Annotated in this window: 11 protein-coding genes; 6 read left to right on the top strand and 5 right to left on the bottom strand. The window is 42.8% G+C overall.

Features of this window, described 5'->3' with window-relative positions; all coding sequences use genetic code 11:
* Window position 1: 1 nt before the first annotated feature.
* From asnB to AB4Z08_RS27650, 5 genes are read right to left on the bottom strand one after another with little or no spacing between them, the layout of a single operon-like run.
* Complete coding sequence (gene asnB / locus AB4Z08_RS27670; protein WP_441577029.1) at window positions 2–1,903, bottom strand: asparagine synthase (glutamine-hydrolyzing); 1,902 nt, start codon at window positions 1,901–1,903, stop codon at window positions 2–4.
* Window positions 1,891–2,814, bottom strand: coding sequence for a glycosyltransferase family 2 protein (locus tag AB4Z08_RS27665; RefSeq protein WP_441577028.1), 924 nt, complete (start codon window positions 2,812–2,814; stop codon window positions 1,891–1,893). The genes asnB and AB4Z08_RS27665 overlap by 13 nt, the downstream gene beginning before the upstream one ends.
* Entirely contained in the window at window positions 2,798–4,006 is a 1,209-nt protein-coding gene (locus AB4Z08_RS27660; RefSeq protein WP_441577027.1) for a glycosyltransferase, read from the bottom strand. Before AB4Z08_RS27660 ends, AB4Z08_RS27665 begins: the two co-directional genes overlap by 17 nt.
* Window positions 4,006–5,151 (bottom strand): sugar transferase, encoded by a 1,146-nt coding sequence (locus AB4Z08_RS27655; RefSeq protein WP_441577026.1) that lies wholly within the window; start codon window positions 5,149–5,151, stop codon window positions 4,006–4,008. The genes AB4Z08_RS27660 and AB4Z08_RS27655 overlap by 1 nt, the downstream gene beginning before the upstream one ends.
* Before the next feature lie 47 nt (window positions 5,152–5,198).
* Window positions 5,199–5,591, bottom strand: a complete 393-nt coding sequence (locus tag AB4Z08_RS27650) for a response regulator (RefSeq protein WP_441577025.1) — start codon at window positions 5,589–5,591, stop codon at window positions 5,199–5,201.
* A 425-nt stretch (window positions 5,592–6,016) separates the two neighbouring features.
* Here AB4Z08_RS27650 and AB4Z08_RS27645 point away from each other — a divergent pair, with 425 nt between their 5' ends.
* From AB4Z08_RS27645 to AB4Z08_RS27620, 6 genes are all read left to right on the top strand, one after another.
* Window positions 6,017–7,201 (top strand): glycosyltransferase family 2 protein, encoded by a 1,185-nt coding sequence (locus AB4Z08_RS27645; protein WP_441577024.1) that lies wholly within the window; start codon window positions 6,017–6,019, stop codon window positions 7,199–7,201.
* A gap of 387 nt (window positions 7,202–7,588) precedes the next feature.
* Window positions 7,589–13,711 carry a fibronectin type III domain-containing protein gene (locus tag AB4Z08_RS27640; protein WP_441577023.1) on the top strand — a complete coding sequence of 2,041 codons (6,123 nt, stop codon included), beginning with the start codon at window positions 7,589–7,591 and terminating at the stop codon, window positions 13,709–13,711.
* A gap of 395 nt (window positions 13,712–14,106) precedes the next feature.
* Entirely contained in the window at window positions 14,107–16,293 is a 2,187-nt protein-coding gene (locus tag AB4Z08_RS27635; RefSeq protein WP_441577022.1) for a GumC family protein, read from the top strand.
* 10 nt (window positions 16,294–16,303) lie between these two features.
* Window positions 16,304–17,383, top strand: a complete 1,080-nt coding sequence (locus tag AB4Z08_RS27630) for an acyltransferase family protein (RefSeq protein ID WP_441577021.1) — start codon at window positions 16,304–16,306, stop codon at window positions 17,381–17,383.
* 114 nt (window positions 17,384–17,497) lie between these two features.
* Complete coding sequence (locus AB4Z08_RS27625) at window positions 17,498–18,934, top strand: O-antigen ligase family protein (protein WP_441577020.1); 1,437 nt, start codon at window positions 17,498–17,500, stop codon at window positions 18,932–18,934.
* Window positions 18,931–19,647, top strand: a complete 717-nt coding sequence (locus AB4Z08_RS27620; protein WP_441577019.1) for a TolC family protein — start codon at window positions 18,931–18,933, stop codon at window positions 19,645–19,647. Before AB4Z08_RS27625 ends, AB4Z08_RS27620 begins: the two co-directional genes overlap by 4 nt.
* Window positions 19,648–19,654: the final 7 nt, after the last annotated feature.

The raw sequence follows: 19,654 nt of genomic DNA, 5'->3' as shown, positions 1-19,654 counted from the left end.
GCTATAATTTTTCTATCCAGCGGCTGTACCATAACTGGAATACCAATATGTTCCACAATTTCTGGTGGCTGACTTTTCCTCCGGATAAATAAATTCCCAGCAATTGCTCTACATGCGGAACATTAAAAAGACCTGATTTTGCCAACCTTGCACCAGACAGGTAATACTGCATCTGTTCTTTCAGTTCATCCCGGAACCATTCCTGCAATGGCGCTATGAATGGGCGTTTAGGGCGCTCCATCAGCGGTTTTGGAATATATTTGTGTACAATTGTTTTAAGGATATACTTATTGATACCGTCTTTCACTTTCAATGAAGCGGGTACCTTCGCCAGGAATTCTACCAGTCGGTGATCCAGCATTGGTTCTCTTCCTTCAATGCTCACAGACATCGTAGCCCTGTCTACCTTCACCAGGTTATTATCCACCAGGAAAGTTTTATAATCCACTGCCAGCAGCCGGTTCAGCGGATCATTCATGTTGTCCAGCTCCCCATTCATATCAAAATTTGTCCGGTAGCCCCCGGCTGGAAAATTGGTATAGTAATTTACTTCATTCTCTGTCAGGTACTGGCTGATATATTTAAGCGCCTGCTGTGGCTTACCACTCGCCCATATCAGTTTCATTTTTTCATACCTGGATGCGAAATTGTACTGCTTATTAAAATAAGGTATCACTTCCGGAGAAACCACAGACATGGCTGCACTGATCGTGCGTTGCAGGGGTTTGGGAAAACTACCGGTATAACGGAGTGACTGATTAAATTTATTGTACCCGGCAAACACCTCATCGCCACCATCAGCAGACAGCACCACTTTCACTTCCTTTGCAGCAAATTTACTCACCAGCGTAGTTGGCACAGTAGAATTATCCGCAAATGGTTCATCATATATTTCCGGTAACTGTTCCAACACATCTTTCGCTTCGGCTGGCCCTACAATCCACTCGTAATGCTCTGTACCCAGATGCATCGCTATTTTTTTTGCTTCACGCGACTCATCCCATTGCGGTTCTTTATAACCAATGGTAAAGGTTTTAATCCGGCTGGAAGTGTTGGATTGTAGAATAGCCGCCACACTGGCGCTATCATAACCTCCGCTTAAAAACACACCCACCGGCACATCAGACACCATGCGATAATTATAGGCACTATGCATCAATTCTTCCGTATGCCTGATTACATCTGACTGTGTTAAGCCTGTGAGCGGCTGACGATAGGCGTCCAATACGTTCCAGTATTCATGCGCATTTACGCCGGCATCTTCCAGTGTTACTTTCAGGGTATGACCCGGCTTTAGTTTATGTGTATTTTTGTAAATAGTATACGGAGCAGGAATATAACTGAACTGTAAAAACAGGGACAGGCTTTTCTCATCAATTTCTTTTTTGAAAGAAGGATGCTCACAGAGCCCTTTCAATTCAGAGGCAAAAAGTAAAGTTTGATGATGCCAATAATAATATAAAGGTTTCACCCCTGCCCGATCACGGAAAAGTGTTACCTCACGGGCTTCGCGGTCGTAAATAACAAAAGCAAACATGCCAATGCATTTATCCAGTACCTTCTCCTTCCACTGCGCATATCCTTTTATCAGCACTTCCGTATCGGCGCCTGAATGAAAATTGTAACCCAATTTTTCAAGTTCCGTACGGATTTCTTTGAAGTTATATATTTCACCATTGAAAATAATAGAGTATTGCTGGTAATGCATGGGCTGATGTCCTGAGCTGGAAAGGTCCAGTATAGACAGGCGGCGTTGTCCGAGGCCTATAGTTGCACGGGGATCTTCATATACTTCATAACCGGCATCATTTGGACCGCGGTGTACCATCACATCTGTCATTTTTCGCAGTGTATCCGCATCTGATTTTTGGGTAAAATCAATAAACCCTGCTATGCCACACATATGTTATCCGGTTTAGGGCGTTTAAGATTCCAGAGAATTCCATTCCAGAAAGCTTTCAAATGAACTGATTCCTGTTTTAATAAAAACTGTGCTGTATTCTTTGGTATCGTAAGGAAAATAAAATATAGTACAAAAACCAACCTGGCAGGAAGTTTTACGTTCCTGCGCATGAACAATATTCTGTTCCGCGTAATGTAGTAGGTTTTCAGCGGGCTGTTCTTTCCCGTTGTCATAGACTCTTTATGATAGATCAATGATTTATACTGATAGTAGATCTTATAACCATGCCGTTTGAACTGCTCGCACCAGTCAAATTCTTCATAATACAGGAAATAAACTTCCGGCATTAGTCCTACCTTTCCCACTGCCTCTGCAGACACCATCATCGCGCCTCCATGAGCATAATGCGTTTCGGAGAAGGCATCATACTGACCATTATCCTGCTCCTTGCAACCAATCATGCTATTTCTTCCGGTGAGTGCATCCACGGCTTTATATCCTGCGTATTCAATCGTTCCCTTATGGAAAAAATAATGAAACTTTGGACTTACCACGCCGGCATCCGGGTATTTGCTGAATACTTCCAACAAACCTTCTATCAGCCCTTCTGTAAATTCAGTATCATTATTAACCAGGAAAAAGTATTCTCCGGAGGCGGCTTTTATACCAAGATTATTTCCCCCTGCAAAACCCAGGTTTTTTCCACTCAACACCACCTTTGCGGCTGGATATTCCTTTTGTATTGCAGCCACAGGGCTTTCGGCAGAACCATTATCTACCACTATTACCTCCAGGTTAGGGTAAGAGTTATACCGGAGTGACCTCATTAATTCCGCGGTCACTTTAGCATTATTATAATTAACTGTTATAATAGATACCAGTGGATAATATGTACTATTTTCTGGCTGCATCTAGTAATGGATTGTCAATACCTGTTTGGGTATGCGTAGTATGAATAAATGTTTTGTCTGCCCCCTTTAAGCGAAACAGCAGTAATATCATAATACCGATAGCACGGGGTAAAGTAATGGCTGCTGTGAAAAGATACCTGGTGAAAAATTTGCCTGGAATAGGAAGTAAAAGGGAGAGCATATTCAATACAAACAGTCCCAGCCAAAAGGCGGCGGGTATTGTTAAAAATGGCTGAAGTAAAAAACAAAACACTGTCAACGCGGTTAAAGCAGCAAGCAATAACATACGTGGTAATAATGCATTCTGACATACTGCCAAATTAAAATAATTGATGTCGCCCTTGAATAATGCTGTCCATCCCTTGTTCCAGAAAGTGCGCAGATATACCAGCTGACTTGACATCCAGCGTTTGCGCTGATTTTCAAATACGGCTGCGTGTGTAATCTTTTCATCAAACACATAGGCATCTTCGAGGTACAGGATCGTGTGTCCTTTAGATAACACGAGTAGCTGTAACACTTTATCGAATCCACCGGTGGCTTGAATTTCCAATAAGATCTCCTTTATAAGCGGATAATGGAAAGCCATACCTGAACCGATGACAGAAGAAGACAATCCTAAAGCATTCGCTCCCTTTCTGTAAAGGAAATTGGCAATAATCTCGTTGGCCGCATCCAGGATGGCAAAAGGCGTATTGAGATTCTTCGCTACCCTTTGTCCTTGTATRACCGGATTTCCCTGTTGGTAGGCATGATTAATCTTTAAAAGAAAATCTTCTTCCAACATATTATCCGCATCACAAATCAGCGCCAGGTCGTAATCATTTCCCAAATATTCAAATGCAGCATTCAGCGACTTCGCTTTTGTACTCTTGTCGAATTTAACCGGTACCAGACTCACACCTGTAGCAGCGAGCTCCTCCAGGGTTCTTGATTGTAATGAATCGGCGATTACCACCACTTCATACTTGTCTACCGGATACCGCAACCGGTTATAGCTGGCCACCGTAGATAAAATAATACTGTCCTCTTTATAGGCAGGAATAAGTATTGCTATTTTGGCGTAAATATGAGTGTCTTCGTATAATATCTTTTTTTTCCGGCTTAAACGGCCGGCAATGGCTAACAAAAGATTGTAGAATACGCATCCGGCCAGGTAAACAAACAGTATTATCTCTATAATTGCTATCATTATACATTATCTTTTTGCACAAGTGCCAGTGGCGTATTCACGATGAGCCACATATCATATCTGAAAGAGCGCTTATGCGCATAATTAATATCCAGGTCTATCCGTTCCTTCACGGACATATCTTTTTTACCTCTTTTACTTACCTGCCACAAACCTGTAATACCAGCCGGGGCAAGGAATCGTTCCACCCAGTCATCAGTAGTAAGCGTGGTAGCCTCGTATAAGGGCAAAGGACGGTTACCAACGAGCGACATATCGCCTTTGAGCACATTTAGTAGCTGTGGTACTTCATCCAGACTGGTGTTACGAAGAAATCCACCCAGCTTTGTTACACGGGGATCATTGGACACTTTAATAAACACAGGTCCGGCACCATTACCGTCATATTGATTAAGATGCTTTATTTTGTCAAGCTGCCTGTCTGCATCCGGGATCATTGTCCGGAATTTATAAAACTTAAAAACACGGTAATTGCGTCCGGCGCGTTTCGCAGCGTAAAAGATGGGGCCTTTGGACTCTAACCTGATCAGGGCAGCTATCAGCAGCATTACAGGACTCAGTAACATTAGTCCGGTTGCCGCGAGCGTCACATCCAGGGAGCGCTTCATGAAATTGCTGTAAAACCTGCGGGAGTATAACTTTTTGTTGATGGAAATCTTTTTATAAGCAGGGAAAGTACGCATCCGCTTAAACTTGCTTACAATAGCTATCTTATTACCAAGCATATGCCAGGCGTTCAGGGTGATTACATCATCAATAAAGCTGTATTTAACCACCAATGACTTTAGTTCCTCAAAACCTTTATCCGCGTAAATGAAAAAAGGGATAGAATTAAGGAACTGGTAAGTGGAGAAAAAGGATTCCCATTCAGGCAGGGCTGACTCATATGCACTTTCAAACCGGTAAATAATTGCCGCCGGCATTTTTTTGAAGACATACTGCAGTTGATACATTACCTTTCTTGCATCCTCCACATTAGATGCCACAACACATTTGAACTGGTTATTGTCGGTAAGCATCTCTTTATGGGGGTGACCAACAAAAAGTATAATGCTTTCGGTATCAGCAGCAGCAGAACGAAAGGCTTCTTTGCCTACCCCTCTAATGCTCTCTACCTGCAGCAGGTTCGGTGTAAAGGTATTCATATGTCGCTTATTAGTAGTGTATTGGTTAATTCAATATAACAACCTTGCTATACAGCAGAAATACTCAATTGCTCATTTAGTATGAAACCCACCTTATTCAACAATTGCATAGGATCAAAGGGTTTCTGGACTACTTGTCTTACACTATTATACTTGTCCGGGAGTTCATTCATCTTCTCCACAAAAAATCCTGACAACACGATAACCGGAACATCCTGGTACAAATAACTGCCGGATAAATAATCAAGTAATTCCCACCCGTCTATGTTTGGCATCTGAAGATCTGTAATAATAAGATCTGCTTTATTCCCTTTCAGGAGCCATGTCATAGCAGCCAGACCGTCCGGTGCAGAAACCACAGAATATTCTCTCCCTAAAACCGCTTCCAGCAAATAACGCATGGGCGTACTGTCGTCTATTATTAAAATTTTCTTTTTCATTTACCTTCTTTTCTAAACAATGTTTAAAACTGTTAATTGGGTAGTAGTATGCGTACAGTGCATAACCTACACCTGAAGGCTTTAAATGGGATCTGGTCAAGAATTATCAGGTAATTAACCCTTGCGGTTTCTTTCAGGGGATATGAGAGAGGAAAAATGGTTTTTACTTATTTGTTGTCCTGTTATTTGAACGTGTCATTCAATTAACATGGAACAAAAATATTATTTCCCTGATATCATCAATTGCTTTTTTGGTAAACGACTCAATTTAGGGGGTAAGTGTTAGAAATTTCACTGTAAACGGTCGGGAAATATCTCTAAAAGAGATCTAAATCAAAATTATAATATAAAATTCAGGTTGTCTATGAAACAAATTATAATACTTTTGTGGCAAAACAACCATCCCCATAAAATTCTTTCCCGCTATGTCAATTTGGTCTGTGATATTTTGGACAAGTCTTATACTCGTATGCTATAGTTATGTAGGTTATGGCATATTCCTTTACATCGTAATCCGCATAAAGCGTTTACTGCAGGGCAATAGCGCCCGTAAGGAAAGCACATTTGAACCAGAAGTTACTTTCCTGGTGGCGGCTTATAATGAGGAAGATTTTATTGCCGAAAAGATAGCAAATGCACTTTCTCAATCCTACCCCAGCGAGAAAATACGGTTCGTCTTTGTTACAGACGGCTCTTCCGACCGCACCAACGAAATTATCTCGCAGTACCCAATGGTACAGCTGTTATACGACCCGCAGCGCAAAGGCAAAATGGCGGCAGTGAACCGCGCAATGGCATTGGTAAAAACGCCTTTCGTTGTATTATCGGATGCTAATACCTTATTAAATACTTCAGCGGTTGCCCTGTTGATGAAACGCTTTGAAGATGATCGCGTGGGCGTGGTAGCCGGAGAAAAAAAAGTAATGCCCACTACCGGTGCTGCTGAAGCGCAGGGAGAAGGTATGTACTGGAAATATGAATCCCTGTTGAAAAAATGGGATGCAGAACTCTATAGCGTGATGGGAGCTGCAGGTGAATTGATAGCCATTCGCACCGCGTTGTTTGAGCAACTGCCGGAAGACACCATACTTGACGATTTCATGCTTTCGTTCCGGATAAACATGAAGGGATATACTGTGATGTATGAGCCGGCGGCGTATGCTATGGAAACCTCTTCCGCTTCACTTGGGGATGAATATAAAAGAAAAGTAAGGATCTGTGCCGGCGGCTTTCAATCGATGGGACGTTTACTTCCTTTATTAAATCCATTCAGGTATCCAAAAATAACCTGGCAATATGTTTCCCACCGGGTACTCCGATGGACACTGGCCCCTCTTGGCCTGTTACTGGCACTGGTGAGCAATCTTATTCTTATCCTGACCAAAGCAAATGATATCTATATTATAACCGGTATTGCACAACTATGCTTTTATTCAGCGGCCCTGGCTGGTTATGTACTTACCAGACGACAAATAAAAGCGAAATACCTCTATATCCCGTTTTACTTCGTTTTCATGAATGTAACCGTATATATAGGTTTCATCCGGTTCCTGCGGAAAAGGCAATCCGCCGTCTGGGAACGTGCTCAGCGTAGTATAGCCGTGCAATAAAAAGAGTGCTGCCGCATTTCACCAGTGAAACATTTGCGTTTACCAACCAAAAACGACCGTTTGCAAAAAAAATCTTAATATATATAAACAGTTATTTAATTTAGCAGCTGTTCTAACTTTATGTCACCAATTCATTAATTGTCAAATGAGCCGAATTTAGGATACACCATTCACAGTGAATAGTTTTTGATCAGCAGTAATATTCCAATACCTTATCCTTCGACAAAGCCCCACCTCTATTGGATTAATATCCAAAGTAGGAATTAATTTTTTCCATCTCCTCTGAACTACAAGTATTTCCGGATTTCCGGGAAGGTGCTTGTTATATCTTATTTTCCTGTGGTTATCAAAACAATAACCGGGGGTCACATAACATAACGTATTTCCATGAATCGAACTTTACACCGCTTACTCCTCTTTGTGCTCATCTGGCTATGCGCTCCCAACATTTATGCGCAGTCTGCACTCAATCCAAGTGATCCGGTTATCACTTACAATGCCAATAATCCCCCTGCTGCGCCCCAGTATGATAAGATCACAAAATGGGTGAGAACAGTCAGGATGAGTTACAACACCGATTCTTATAAATGCTACATTTATAAGAACATGGCGTTTCGTCTTAAATTCCCTAAGACATACGTTCCTGGGGTAAATGACGGTAAGAAGTATCCCATTTATCTATTCTTCCATGGCGTAGGTGAAAAAGGAACCATTTACGATAATGAGTATCATTTATTGTGGGGTGGACAAACATGGATGAGTCGTGTTGATAATGGAACATTTGATGGATACCTGATATATCCCCAAAGCCAGGGCGGCTTCTGGGGTGCTAATGATTATGATAATCTGAAAGAAGTAATAGATTCAATAGTTACCAGTGCCAAAGGCGATCCCGATCGTTTAACCGTAAACGGATTGTCTGGTGGTGGATGGGCTACCTGGGAATTTACCATGCGCTATCCGCAATTAACAGCGGCATCACTGCCAATGAGTGCCATGGCACTGGATTACGCCAATCACATCGACACCTACAAGTTCATACCTATGTGGTTGTTCCAGGGTGGACTGGATGGCAATCCTGCCCCTTATACTACCAACCAGGTAGTAGACCAGATACAGGCGGCGGGCAGTAATTTCAAACTCACTACTTATCCCAACGATGCTCACAATACCTGGATAGATGCCTGGAATGAAACGGATTTTACACCGTTTATGCTAAGGGCTAACAGGCTTAATCCATACCCGTTATTTGGTTCTGCGACCTTCTGTCCCGGCCAGACAATTACCATTGGTATATCTCCCGGATATCAACAATACGAGTGGCAAAAAGATGGCGCGACTATCTCTACAGGTACCGCAAATTCTATTGTAGTGACTACCCCGGGTAGTTACAGGGTAAGAGCACAATTACCAAATGGCTGGACCGGATGGTCTCCTGCCCCACTGGTGATCAGCTACAGACCAGCTACGCCGGCACCGGTTATTACCACTTCTCCGGCCCTTGTCAGCAATGTTTTGCCGGCTCCGGATGGTACCACCAATATTACCTTACAAGTGCCCGCAGGCATGGATGCATATGAATGGCTGCGCGCAGGCAGTGCTACCGTAATCGGTACCACCAATACCTTAACTACTTCCACCATTGGTGCTTATGTGGTACGTGTAAAATCGCCAAGCAATTGTATAGGCGCTTATTCTGATACATTCAGAGTAGTTGGCAGCACCGGTATTAATGCACCGGATCCTATCAGTAGCCTGGCAGTAAACAGCTTTACCAAAACACAGATCGCACTGTCGTGGGTAGAAAATGCTACACCAGCTTATAATGAAAAATACTTTGAAATTTACAGAGCTACACAGGCTGGTGGGCCATATACACTCGTAGGAAAAAACAACGCCAACGTTGTTACTTTTACGGATATTAACCTGACACCTAATACCAACTATTTCTACAGGGTACGCCCGGTAAATGACTATGCTGCAGGACCGCTATCTGCGGAAGTGAAAGGTACTACAGCATTAGACAGTTCTGCTCCTTCTGCCCCTCCTTCATTGGTAATAACCAGCTTTACAAACAATCAGGTTGTTTTAACATGGACGGCCGCTACTGATGATGCAGGTATTGCAGGTTATGATGTCTATGCTAACAATGTGCTGAAAACATCTGTTGGCAATGTGCTGACAGCTACCGTAACAGGACTCGCAGATGGTACCCTGTATAATTTCTATGTGAAGTCGAAAGACGTGTCGGGAAAATCCTCTACACCCAGTAACCAGGTTACCATAAGAACCAAGAAAGCAAACCTTTCTTATAAGCTCTACAATGGTACATGGACAACCCTTCCGAACTTTACTACACTTACACCGGCGCAAACAGGTAAATCCTATATCCCGGATCTGACAGTAGTACCAGCTGGTACCGCCACCAATTATGCGCTGATGTGGACTGGCTATATCCGTATACCAGTAACAGGCTCCTATAAGTTTGAAACAAATTCAGACGATGGCAGTAAATTATATTTCAATAAAACGTATTCCAGTTTAGCTATTGCTACTGTAAATAATGACGGCGCACATGGTGCACAATTTGCATCAGGAACAGTAACTGTGAGTGCAGGGGTTTATCCTATTACAGTAACCTACTTCCAGGGAGGCGGCGGTGCAACTATGGAAGTTTACTGGACCAGCACCGCAGCAGGTATATCTACCAGGCAATTAATACCGTCTGACGCGTTTATTGATACTTCAATAGTAAATGGTACCGCACCAACTGCCCCTACAGGTTTGGCCGTAGCAGTGAATAACTACAGCAAGTTAAACCTGACCTGGACAGATAAAAGCAATAATGAAACAGGGTTTGAAATTTACAGAAGTACATCCAGTGGAGGAACATATACCATAGTAGCTACTGCGGCTGCCAATGCCGTTAGTTACACAGATACTGCATTACTGGCCAGCACTGCTTATTACTATAAGATCAGGGCAATCGGTACCTACGGTGAATCTGCCTATACTGCTGTTGCCAATGCAACAACAGCCGCTAAACCACTGCCACCGGCAGTACCTACCAATCTGGCTACCCTGGCTATTTCCACGCAGATCGTGAAATTAACCTGGACAGACAATTCTGCTATTGAAACTGCTTACGAAGTACAACGCTCATTAAATGACAGCACTCATTTCAGCGTGCTGAAAACATTGGGCGCCGTTGTATCCGGACAGGGAACTTTCTCTGACTCTTCTCTGGTTGCCAACACCGTAGCATACTATAAAGTAAGAGCATATGGAGAAGGTGGTTACTCCATCTTTACCCCTGCCGTGAAAGCAAAATCACTGAATAATGCACCGGTAATAACTGATATCACCAGTCAGACCATCCGTTACGGTACTACCCAAAACATACCGGTAGCTGCCACGGATCCGGATAACGATCCTGTTACTTTCAGTTTGTATAATGCACCGGCATTCGTTTCATTGCAGCTGAATGCAGGAATTACGACCTTGAATATTGCACCAACAGCTGCACAACAGGGTACTTATAACGGTGTGGGTGTAATAGCTAAAGATAATAATGGTGGCAGCGATACGACCCTCTTTAACCTCGTGGTAAACGATAACTATCCACCGGTAATAGATTCTATCCCTGCACAGAGTGCGGATGAAGGCGCTACAAGGACTATCAAACTAAGTCTGAGTGACCTGAACCCTGGTAATACCTTTACCTGGACAGCTATACAGTTGCCATCTTTTGCAACGCTACTGAGCCAGAATGATACCTGCCGCATCACGGTACAACCGGGATACGGAGCCTCTGGCACCTATACCATTAAGGTACAGGCCAAGGACAACCAGGGTGGAATAGATATCCGCAGCTTTGTATTAACAGTAGTTGATAAACCAACGCCGAACTACAAGCTGTTCCTGAACTTCAAGCTGAATAACAATGCACCGGCTCCATGGAACAATATTTCCAGCACCACTACCACAGGGCTGAAAGACGATAATGGTCAGGTAACCAGCGCAGGCTTAACCTTTGATGAAACCTGGTGGGCTGCCGGTACAGAAGGTGCAAACACCGGCAACAACAGCGGTGTATATCCTGATGCAGTGATGAGTGAGTACCTGTACTTTGGTTCATTGCCTGGTTTCTTTACAGGGGCTCCTGCTATGCACGGGCATATAACCGGACTGGAAACAAACAGGACATATTCCATTAAATTCTTCTCCAGCAGCAAATGGTGGGCACCACAACCAGACAATGGTAGTACCCAGTATACTATCAATGGTGTGACCAAATCATTGAACGTTCAAAACAATAGTACTAACACGGCTGTTTTTGAAAACCTGACGACAGATGCCAATGGTGAAATTAAATTCACACTCAGTGTCCCTGCAGGTGGCCAGGTAGGCTATCTGAATGCCATGGAGCTGAATGCAGGCGGCGCAGGTGATACCGCTGTGGTAAATCACCCACCTGTAATTGCAACGATTGCCAATAGAACAATGGTAGCCGGCGATACCCTGCACGTAACGGTTAGTGGTACTGATCCTGAAAATGATGCCATCACTTATGCCGGCTATAACCTGCCATCATTTGTTACGGTGGTACAATCTCCGGGTAACGTTTACCTGCTGGCATCCCCTGCTACCAACAATACAGGTCAGTTTAACAACATAGGAGTTATTGGTACTGATACACATGGTAACAGTGATACTTCCAGTTTTAACCTTACCGTAAATGCTCCTGCAGGCGGAGATACCTCTGGCTACAAACTGTTCCTGAGTATAAAACAAAACAGTACAGCACCGGCACCATGGAATAATATTACCGGCAGTCTTACCACCGCGCTGAAAAATGACAAGGGACAAACTACTGCCGCAGGATTGAAGTTTGACGAAACCTGGTGGGCAACAAATGGCGAAGGCGCTACTACCGGCAATAACAGTGGTGTATACCCTGATGCTGTAATGAACGACTACCTGTACTTTGGTTCACTGGCCGGCTTCTTCACCGGAGCTCCCACCATGACTGGTCACCTGACAGGTCTGGAACCAGGCAAATCATTTACCGTGAAATTCTTCTCCAGCAGTAAATGGTGGGCACCGCAGCCAGATAACGGCAGCACTAAGTTTACCATTAATGGAGTGAGCCAGACATTGTATGTACAAAATAACACCACCAATGTAGTTACCTTCGCGAACCTGACACCAAATGCCAGCGGAGAGATCGTATTTACATTGAGCATTCCTTCCGGCGGACAGGTAGGTTACCTGAATGCTATAGAAGTGGATGCAGGAGGTACTCAGCAACCTACTAATAATCACGCCCCTTCTATAACTGATATCAGCAATCAAAGCCTGGATGCAGGTACTAGTCTGAATATCCCCGTTACGGCAACCGATGTCGACGGTGATCCGATCACATACAGTACATTGAATCTTCCTTCCTTTGTAACACTGGTACAATCTGGCGGTAGTGTATCTCTTGCGGTGGCCCCGGCCATCAACAATGCAGGCGCTTATAACAATGTAAGCGTAATTGCCAGAGATTCTTATGGCGCAGCAGACACCACCACGTTCAACATTACAGTGAATCCGCCGGCTGGTTCCGGTGGCAGTTACAAACTGTTATTGAACTTCATGCTCAATGCAAGTGCTCCGGCTCCATGGAACAACATTTCCGGCAGCACTACCGCTAATCTTAAAAATGATCAGGGACTGGCTACCGGTATCGGACTGAACTTTGACGAAAGCTGGTGGGCTGCAGGTGTTGAAGGCACCACTACCGGCAACAACAGCGGTGTGTATCCGGACGTAGTACTCAGTCAATACCTTTACTTTGGTTCATTATCAGGTTTCTTCACCGGCGCTCCTGCCATGCACGGACATTTAACCGGATTGAGTGCCAATACCACTTATGTTATCAAGTTCATGTCCAGCAGCAAATGGTGGGCACCGCAGCCAGATAACGGCAGCACACAGTTCACCGTTAATGGTGTAAGCAAAACACTGAACGTACAGAATAATACAGCCAATACAGCTGACTTTATCAATCTCACTGCAGATGCAAACGGTGAAATTGCGTTTACCTTAAGTATACCAACCGGTGGACAGGTAGGCTATCTGAACGCAATGGAAATAGATGTTACGCCAAATACGCCAGGTAATCTTGCCAATAATAAGCAGGTAATGGGCAACAATCCAATCACTGCCGTATCAGGCAATAACATGGCGATTAAAGCCAACCTGCAGGCAAATGTATACCCTAATCCTTTCGTAGATAATCTGGCCGTTGACGTGACACTGCAGAAACCAGCAGCTACTATGCTGATAGAAATAAGTGACATGACTGGAAAGATGCTCTACCGTGAAATGAGAAAAGGTGTACCTGAAGGTAGAAATCTCATCAGGATCGATACACAGCGGTTTGTTAACATAACCGGCATGTATATACTGAAAATCACTTCTTCTACCGGTGAATCAAAGAGCGTTAAACTCATGAAAAAGTAACAATAAGTAGTACAACAGATTATAAAAAAAGACCGTTCCAGGGAATATTCCTGAACGGTCTTTTTTTATAATCTGTTACGTTACCCCTTAAACTTGAGCGATTACCAAGTAATTTTTATGTTTCGCTTAAAAATAAAGTGTCTTTTAATATAATCTTTTACCTTTGGACTCTAACCGGATATACCAGGACTAACTATGCCCCGGATATCTCTTCTGTAACCTCATCCTCCGACAAAACCAAAAGAAGCTTTCCGGCCGATTGCCTGAAACTCTCTTATTTTTTTACCATCTCCTCTGATCTTCCAGTTACCATACCGGGAACATGGCATGTATGCAACAACGCGTACTTCCACCTTGTATATCATATTAAAACGTAGTTAAAGGAAAATTTCTATATGGATATCGTGTATTTTATAAAGGCGTTACTAAAAAAGAAGTGGTGGATACTGTTCAGCACCATTGCTGCAATAGCTGGAGCATTGGCCTTTACGATCGGCAAACCTAAACTGTATGCTTCTACAGCACAGATGGCCACCGGGTTTACCACCAACGAGCAGATCAAGCTGCGTGATGAGAATTTAAACCTGTTTGAAGCAGATGTAAAGTTCGATAACGTTATTGAGACCATGAACTCTCCTCTGGTGATAGGCCTCCTTGCCTGCGACCTGATGATACATGATCTTTCTACCAATAAACCATTCAGACACCTTACTGAAAAAGAGCTGAATAAGCCGGAATATAAAAGCGCCAACAAGGAAGATATCCTCCGCATTTGCCGGCTGAAAAGCGATTCCCTGCAAATACTTTCTTCTTCTATTCCTGAAGAACGGAAAGTGCTGGAATTTATGAAGCTGTACAAGTACGACTTTGAATCCATCCGCAAAATGTTGTTTGCAGGCCGTTTGTCAAGAACCGACTACATTAACATCAACTGTTACTCAGAAAACCCTGAATTATCGGCCTATACCGTAAATATGCTTTATAAAGAATTTTTACGCTTCTACCGCAGCTCCCGTTCTGAACGCTCGGTAGAAAACGTGGAAACTTTTGAGGCGCTCGTAAATCAGAAGAAACAGGAACTGGATCAGAAAATAGAGGCGCTGCGGGGCTATAAAACAGCACAGGGCGTATTGAATGTGGAAACAGCCAGCGGCAATGAATGGGACCTGATTAAACAGTTCGAAAAATCTGTGTCAGATGAAAGAGCTAACTATAACAATTTACAGGCTTCTCTTGACAATGTGAATACACAGCTGTCTCAGATGAATAGCGGGAAACCGGCTTATACCAATTCAAACGGCGACATCATCGCTTTAAGAAAACAAATCAATGACCTGAACGACGAGTATACCCGGACAGGTTCAAATGACAACGTCCTGGCAGATAAAATAAAAGCACAGCGCAGCAAGCTGCAAAAAGCCATGATCGATGCCTCCACTCCTAACGGTAAAGTAAGTACGAAAGAAGAACTTATTCAACGTAAAGGTGCTTTGGAAGCAGAAGTGAGCGCATCAAAACTCAATATCAGTACCCTTGATGGAAAAATCCGTAATCTCCGTGCCTCTGTTGGATCATACGCCAACAAAGAAGCAACAGTGGGTTCATTGCAGCAGGAAGTAGTACTGGCACAGGATGAGTATAATAAACTGAAGGAAAAACTGGGTTCCGCACTGGATAACCGTAATGTGCCGCAGGACAACTTCCGGCAGACCCTGAAAGGTCAGCCTGCCTTCAGCCCCGAATCATCCAAACGCCTGGTAATTATGGGTATGTCCGGCATTGCGGTATTCATGCTTTGCTGTATGGGAATATTGTTCAAAGAGTTTATGGATAATTCGGTTAAATCACCGTCCATCTTCAACCGTACCTCTAACCTCAAACTCATTGGCACTATCAATCACACTAATCTGCAGAAATATAACCTGCTGGAAATATTGCAAAAAAAGTCTGACGAAGCCCAATGGCTTAAAAGACAGAACGTGTTCAGGGAATTACTACGTAAGCTGAGATTTGAACTGGAAAACAGTGGCAAGAGGATCTTCCTTTTCACCAGTACCGAACCGCAACAGGGTAAAACTACCCTCCTGCAGGCAGTTGCGCACAGCCTGAGTCTGAGCAATAAAAAAGTATTGGTAATTGACACCAATTTCTGCAACAATGACGTAAGCGTGCAGATGGATGCCAAGCCAACGCTGGAATATTTCTCTGTAACTCCTGAAGAGTTCAGTATCGAAAAAGTAAGAGAAATAGTAACGTCATACGCCACCCCTGGTATAGAAGTTATTGGATGCAAAGGAGGAGACTATACACCGTCAGAAATATTGCCTCCTAATCACCTGCTCAATTACCTGGAAGAGCTGAAAAAGTATTACGATTATATTTTGATGGAGGGAGCTCCCCTGAATGATTTCACTGACAGTCGCGAGTTGTCTGCCTATGCAGAAGGTGTAATCGCCATTTTCTCTTCCCGTTTAAAAATGAAGCAAATTGATCGCGAATCTTCTGAATTCCTGGAATCATTGGGAGACAAATTCCTTGGAGCCGTTTTAAATGATGTTAGAGAAGACTTTATTGAGTTATGATCCTGATATTATGAATTTGCAGAAAAAAAATGACGTCTTTAGTTTGCGCCCCGAAAAAAATGAATCACGTTATGCCTGGATAGATTATGCAAAAGGCATAGCTATTATACTGGTAGTATACCGGCATATCGCTTATGGCTTGATTGCGCGTGGTGTTTCATTGCCGCACAATGTGCTGGCAATAAACGATATGTTATATAGCTTCCGTATGCCACTTTTCTTTCTGCTCTCCGGCGTATTTTTCAGCAAGAGCATCGCGAAAAGAGGTGTCAAAAATTTTACATTCTTAAAGATTAATACTTTATTATATCCCTACTTGTTGTGGGCAGTAATACAAATCAGTTTGCAGATCGTGTTTTCCAGGTTTACCAATTCAGAACGTTCGGGTAAAGACTTCCTGAATATTTTCCTGCAACCGAGAACACTGGATCAACTCTGGTATTTATTTGCACTATTCAATGTAACGATGCTTTACATGGTCGTTTCGGGGATCACTGGTAATAAAAAATTATGGCAGTTGCTGACAGGATTGGTATTACTCGGTATTGCGCCTTATGTGCGGGAATTCAGCACACTGTACGATATAGCGCTTCATTATATTTTCTTTGCGATCGGAGATATAGCTGCGGATTATTTTTTACGGGAGCAAACACAAAAACAATTTGCTAAACTAAAAAACCTGTTGATGCTGGCACCCGTTTTTGGCTTGCTGCAATGGTATTATCTCCATCACCAGGATATGAACCTGTATCTTTTTATGATCATCGCGTTAAACGGTTGCCTGTTTGTGATACTACTGGCTTCCTGGCTCGCCAGTATCCGGAAGATGGAATTTTTAAACGTAATAGGCCATTACTCCCTATACGTTTACCTGTTACACGTAAGTATTTTCGCGTTAATGCGTGCAGTATTGCTGTATTTGGGTGTAGATAACGGTATCGCGTTATTGCTGATACTTATTCCATCATCTATTTTCCTTTCAATTATAGTGTACAGAACATGTCTGTTACTAAAATGGACCTTCCTGTTTACGGGAAAATTCGGAGAGTACCATATATCTAAAAAAAGTGCCCATATAAATTTAATATGAGGAAGCTACCAAAACAGAAACCAATAGACCAACATCTTCATCAGATGCTGATTGTCACCTTTATAGCGCTAACAATTATTGCTATGGCTATTAAAATAGTATTCTTATAAATCAATGCCAGTGGAATTTGCGAAGAAAAATATTTATAGCCTGTTTATTATTATCTGTTGGGTAATATTGGTACCGGCCATCGCTTATATCAGTGCTCAGGACGTAAAATATACAGTACTGCTGCTTGGATTGGCGATTGGTATTGCGGTGGCGGGGATCTCCATTCTGAACTACCGCGCGGGCTACTATATAGCACTTACGGTGACACTCACCGTCCGGCTGCTGGAGAGAATGTCTGGTGCAGAAATGAGTGTAGGTGTGCTGATAGACGCCATGGTATTAATTACCTTATTGGGAAGTCTTCTAAAATCAGGAGATAAAAGTATCAAAAAAGTTGACTTTCTCCGCGATCCGGCATTGATTACGTTTTACATATACGCAGGGTTTATTTTACTCCAGTTTTTCAACCCCGCCTATGTACACGACAGACATGGCTGGACAACTTTTGCCAGGGTATACCTGCGCAACATGATTTTCATGTACCTGGTGATGAAGATGATCCGGAATATGGATGATCTTAAAATTTTCTTCAAGTTCTGGATTATCATACTAACATTGGCAGCACTATATGCCTGTGTTCAACAATGGTTTGGCTTAATGCCCTTTGAAAAAGCATTCATAGCCAGGTACCCTGAAAAATTTAAAACTGTAATAATCCTCACCGGTATCCGCATCTTTTCATTTGTATCTGATCCGGCAGTTTTTGGTGTAATAATGGCCTGTGGATGCATTATAAATATTGTATTACTGACCAGTTCAAATAAAATGATACCGGTGTTTCAGAAGGTATTACTATTTATATCCCTGGTATTGCAATTCATGGCACTTGGGTATTCTGGTACCCGTACCGCCTATGTCATGGTACCTATGGGTCTGGTTATTATGTTATTTGTAAATCTGCGCAACAGGAATGCTGTTATAGGTGCATTAATATTTGTTTTTGCCTTCCTGGTAGTGATGTTTGGCCCCTTCCATAGCAACACTACTGTTATCAGAATAAGGACAGCGTTCTCCGGATCAGAAGATGCTTCCCTGAATGTACGTGATGTGAACAGGCATCGCATTCAGCCCTACATCTATACGCACCCGATAGGTGGAGGCTTCCTGAGTTGTGAACCGGGTTCCGGGAGCGAACTGGACGGATTTCCACCAGATAGCGGCTACCTGCGTACGGCACTGGAACAAGGATATATAGGGCTTATACTGGTTTGCATTAACATTTTTTTGGTAATGCAGTATACGGTAGCTAATTATTTCAGAAGCAATACTGAAACGGAAAAGCAATTAACACTGGTGATTATATGTGTAATGTTTGCGATTGTGGTGAGCATATATGCACAGGAATCTTCAGGGCTGATAGAATCAGCATTACTTTATTACGGACTTAACGGAATTTCTATAAAATTAAAGTATTTATCATCTCCAAATATCACAACATGAAACGTGTATTATTCTTTTTATTGGCAGCTATTACGGGTACTGTGGCGCAGGCACAGAAAGCAGATACCAGTATTATTTTGCGGTTGCCGGCCGATTTACCTACAGTAAGCAGGTTGAAAGAAAAACTGGTGGAACTTGCCATGAACAACCCTCAAATCAAAGCACTGGATATTAAAAAAGAAATCACAAAATACGATGAGAACAGAGCAAAAGCGGGTTGGTTGAATATGCTTACAGCAGCCGGTAACCTGAATGAGTTTACCATCAAGGGAAGCGGCACTTCCAATAATAATACCTTATACCCCAGGTACAACTTTGGTATTATGGTGCCACTTGGAAATTTAATTAGCATACCTAATGAAGTAAAGGCAGCAAAAGCAAACGGAAGGGTATTTGACCAACAGAAAGAAGGCGAAAAGCTTGCATTAAAAGCAGCAGTGTTGCGTGCTTACGAAGATTATTCCGCCAACAAACAACTGTATGAACTGCAGTTACCACTCCTGGAAGATTCCTATAATCACTACAAACAGGTTGAACAGAAATTTTCCGGTGGTGATCAGGGTACAGCTGTAGAAGGATTAAATGACGCTTATCGCATCTATAATGCAGAAATGGTACGTAAAGTAAATCTTGAGAGAGAAGTGAGGCAATCGAAAATTGCATTAGAAGCAATTATCGGCACTTCGCTTGAAGAAGTTCTGTTACACTTATAATAAAAGC

This window comes from Chitinophaga sp. RAB17 (genome assembly GCF_052114225.1).
Taxonomy (GTDB): Bacteria; Bacteroidota; Bacteroidia; order Chitinophagales; family Chitinophagaceae; genus Chitinophaga.
Note: the sequence above shows the minus strand (reverse complement) of the source record. Positions and strands in the feature narration are given on the sequence as shown.

Coding starts and splice junctions, on each gene's coding strand:
- AB4Z08_RS27645 (WP_441577024.1), top strand. CDS start 6,017: ATGTCAATTTGGTCTGTGATATTTTGGACAAGTCTTATACTCGTATGC.
- AB4Z08_RS27620 (WP_441577019.1), top strand. CDS start 18,931: ATGAAACGTGTATTATTCTTTTTATTGGCAGCTATTACGGGTACTGTG.
- AB4Z08_RS27650 (WP_441577025.1), bottom strand. CDS start 5,591: ATGAAAAAGAAAATTTTAATAATAGACGACAGTACGCCCATGCGTTAT.
- AB4Z08_RS27635 (WP_441577022.1), top strand. CDS start 14,107: ATGGATATCGTGTATTTTATAAAGGCGTTACTAAAAAAGAAGTGGTGG.
- AB4Z08_RS27625 (WP_441577020.1), top strand. CDS start 17,498: ATGCCAGTGGAATTTGCGAAGAAAAATATTTATAGCCTGTTTATTATT.
- AB4Z08_RS27665 (WP_441577028.1), bottom strand. CDS start 2,814: ATGCAGCCAGAAAATAGTACATATTATCCACTGGTATCTATTATAACA.
- AB4Z08_RS27655 (WP_441577026.1), bottom strand. CDS start 5,151: ATGAATACCTTTACACCGAACCTGCTGCAGGTAGAGAGCATTAGAGGG.
- AB4Z08_RS27640 (WP_441577023.1), top strand. CDS start 7,589: ATGAATCGAACTTTACACCGCTTACTCCTCTTTGTGCTCATCTGGCTA.
- AB4Z08_RS27630 (WP_441577021.1), top strand. CDS start 16,304: ATGAATTTGCAGAAAAAAAATGACGTCTTTAGTTTGCGCCCCGAAAAA.
- asnB (WP_441577029.1), bottom strand. CDS start 1,903: ATGTGTGGCATAGCAGGGTTTATTGATTTTACCCAAAAATCAGATGCG.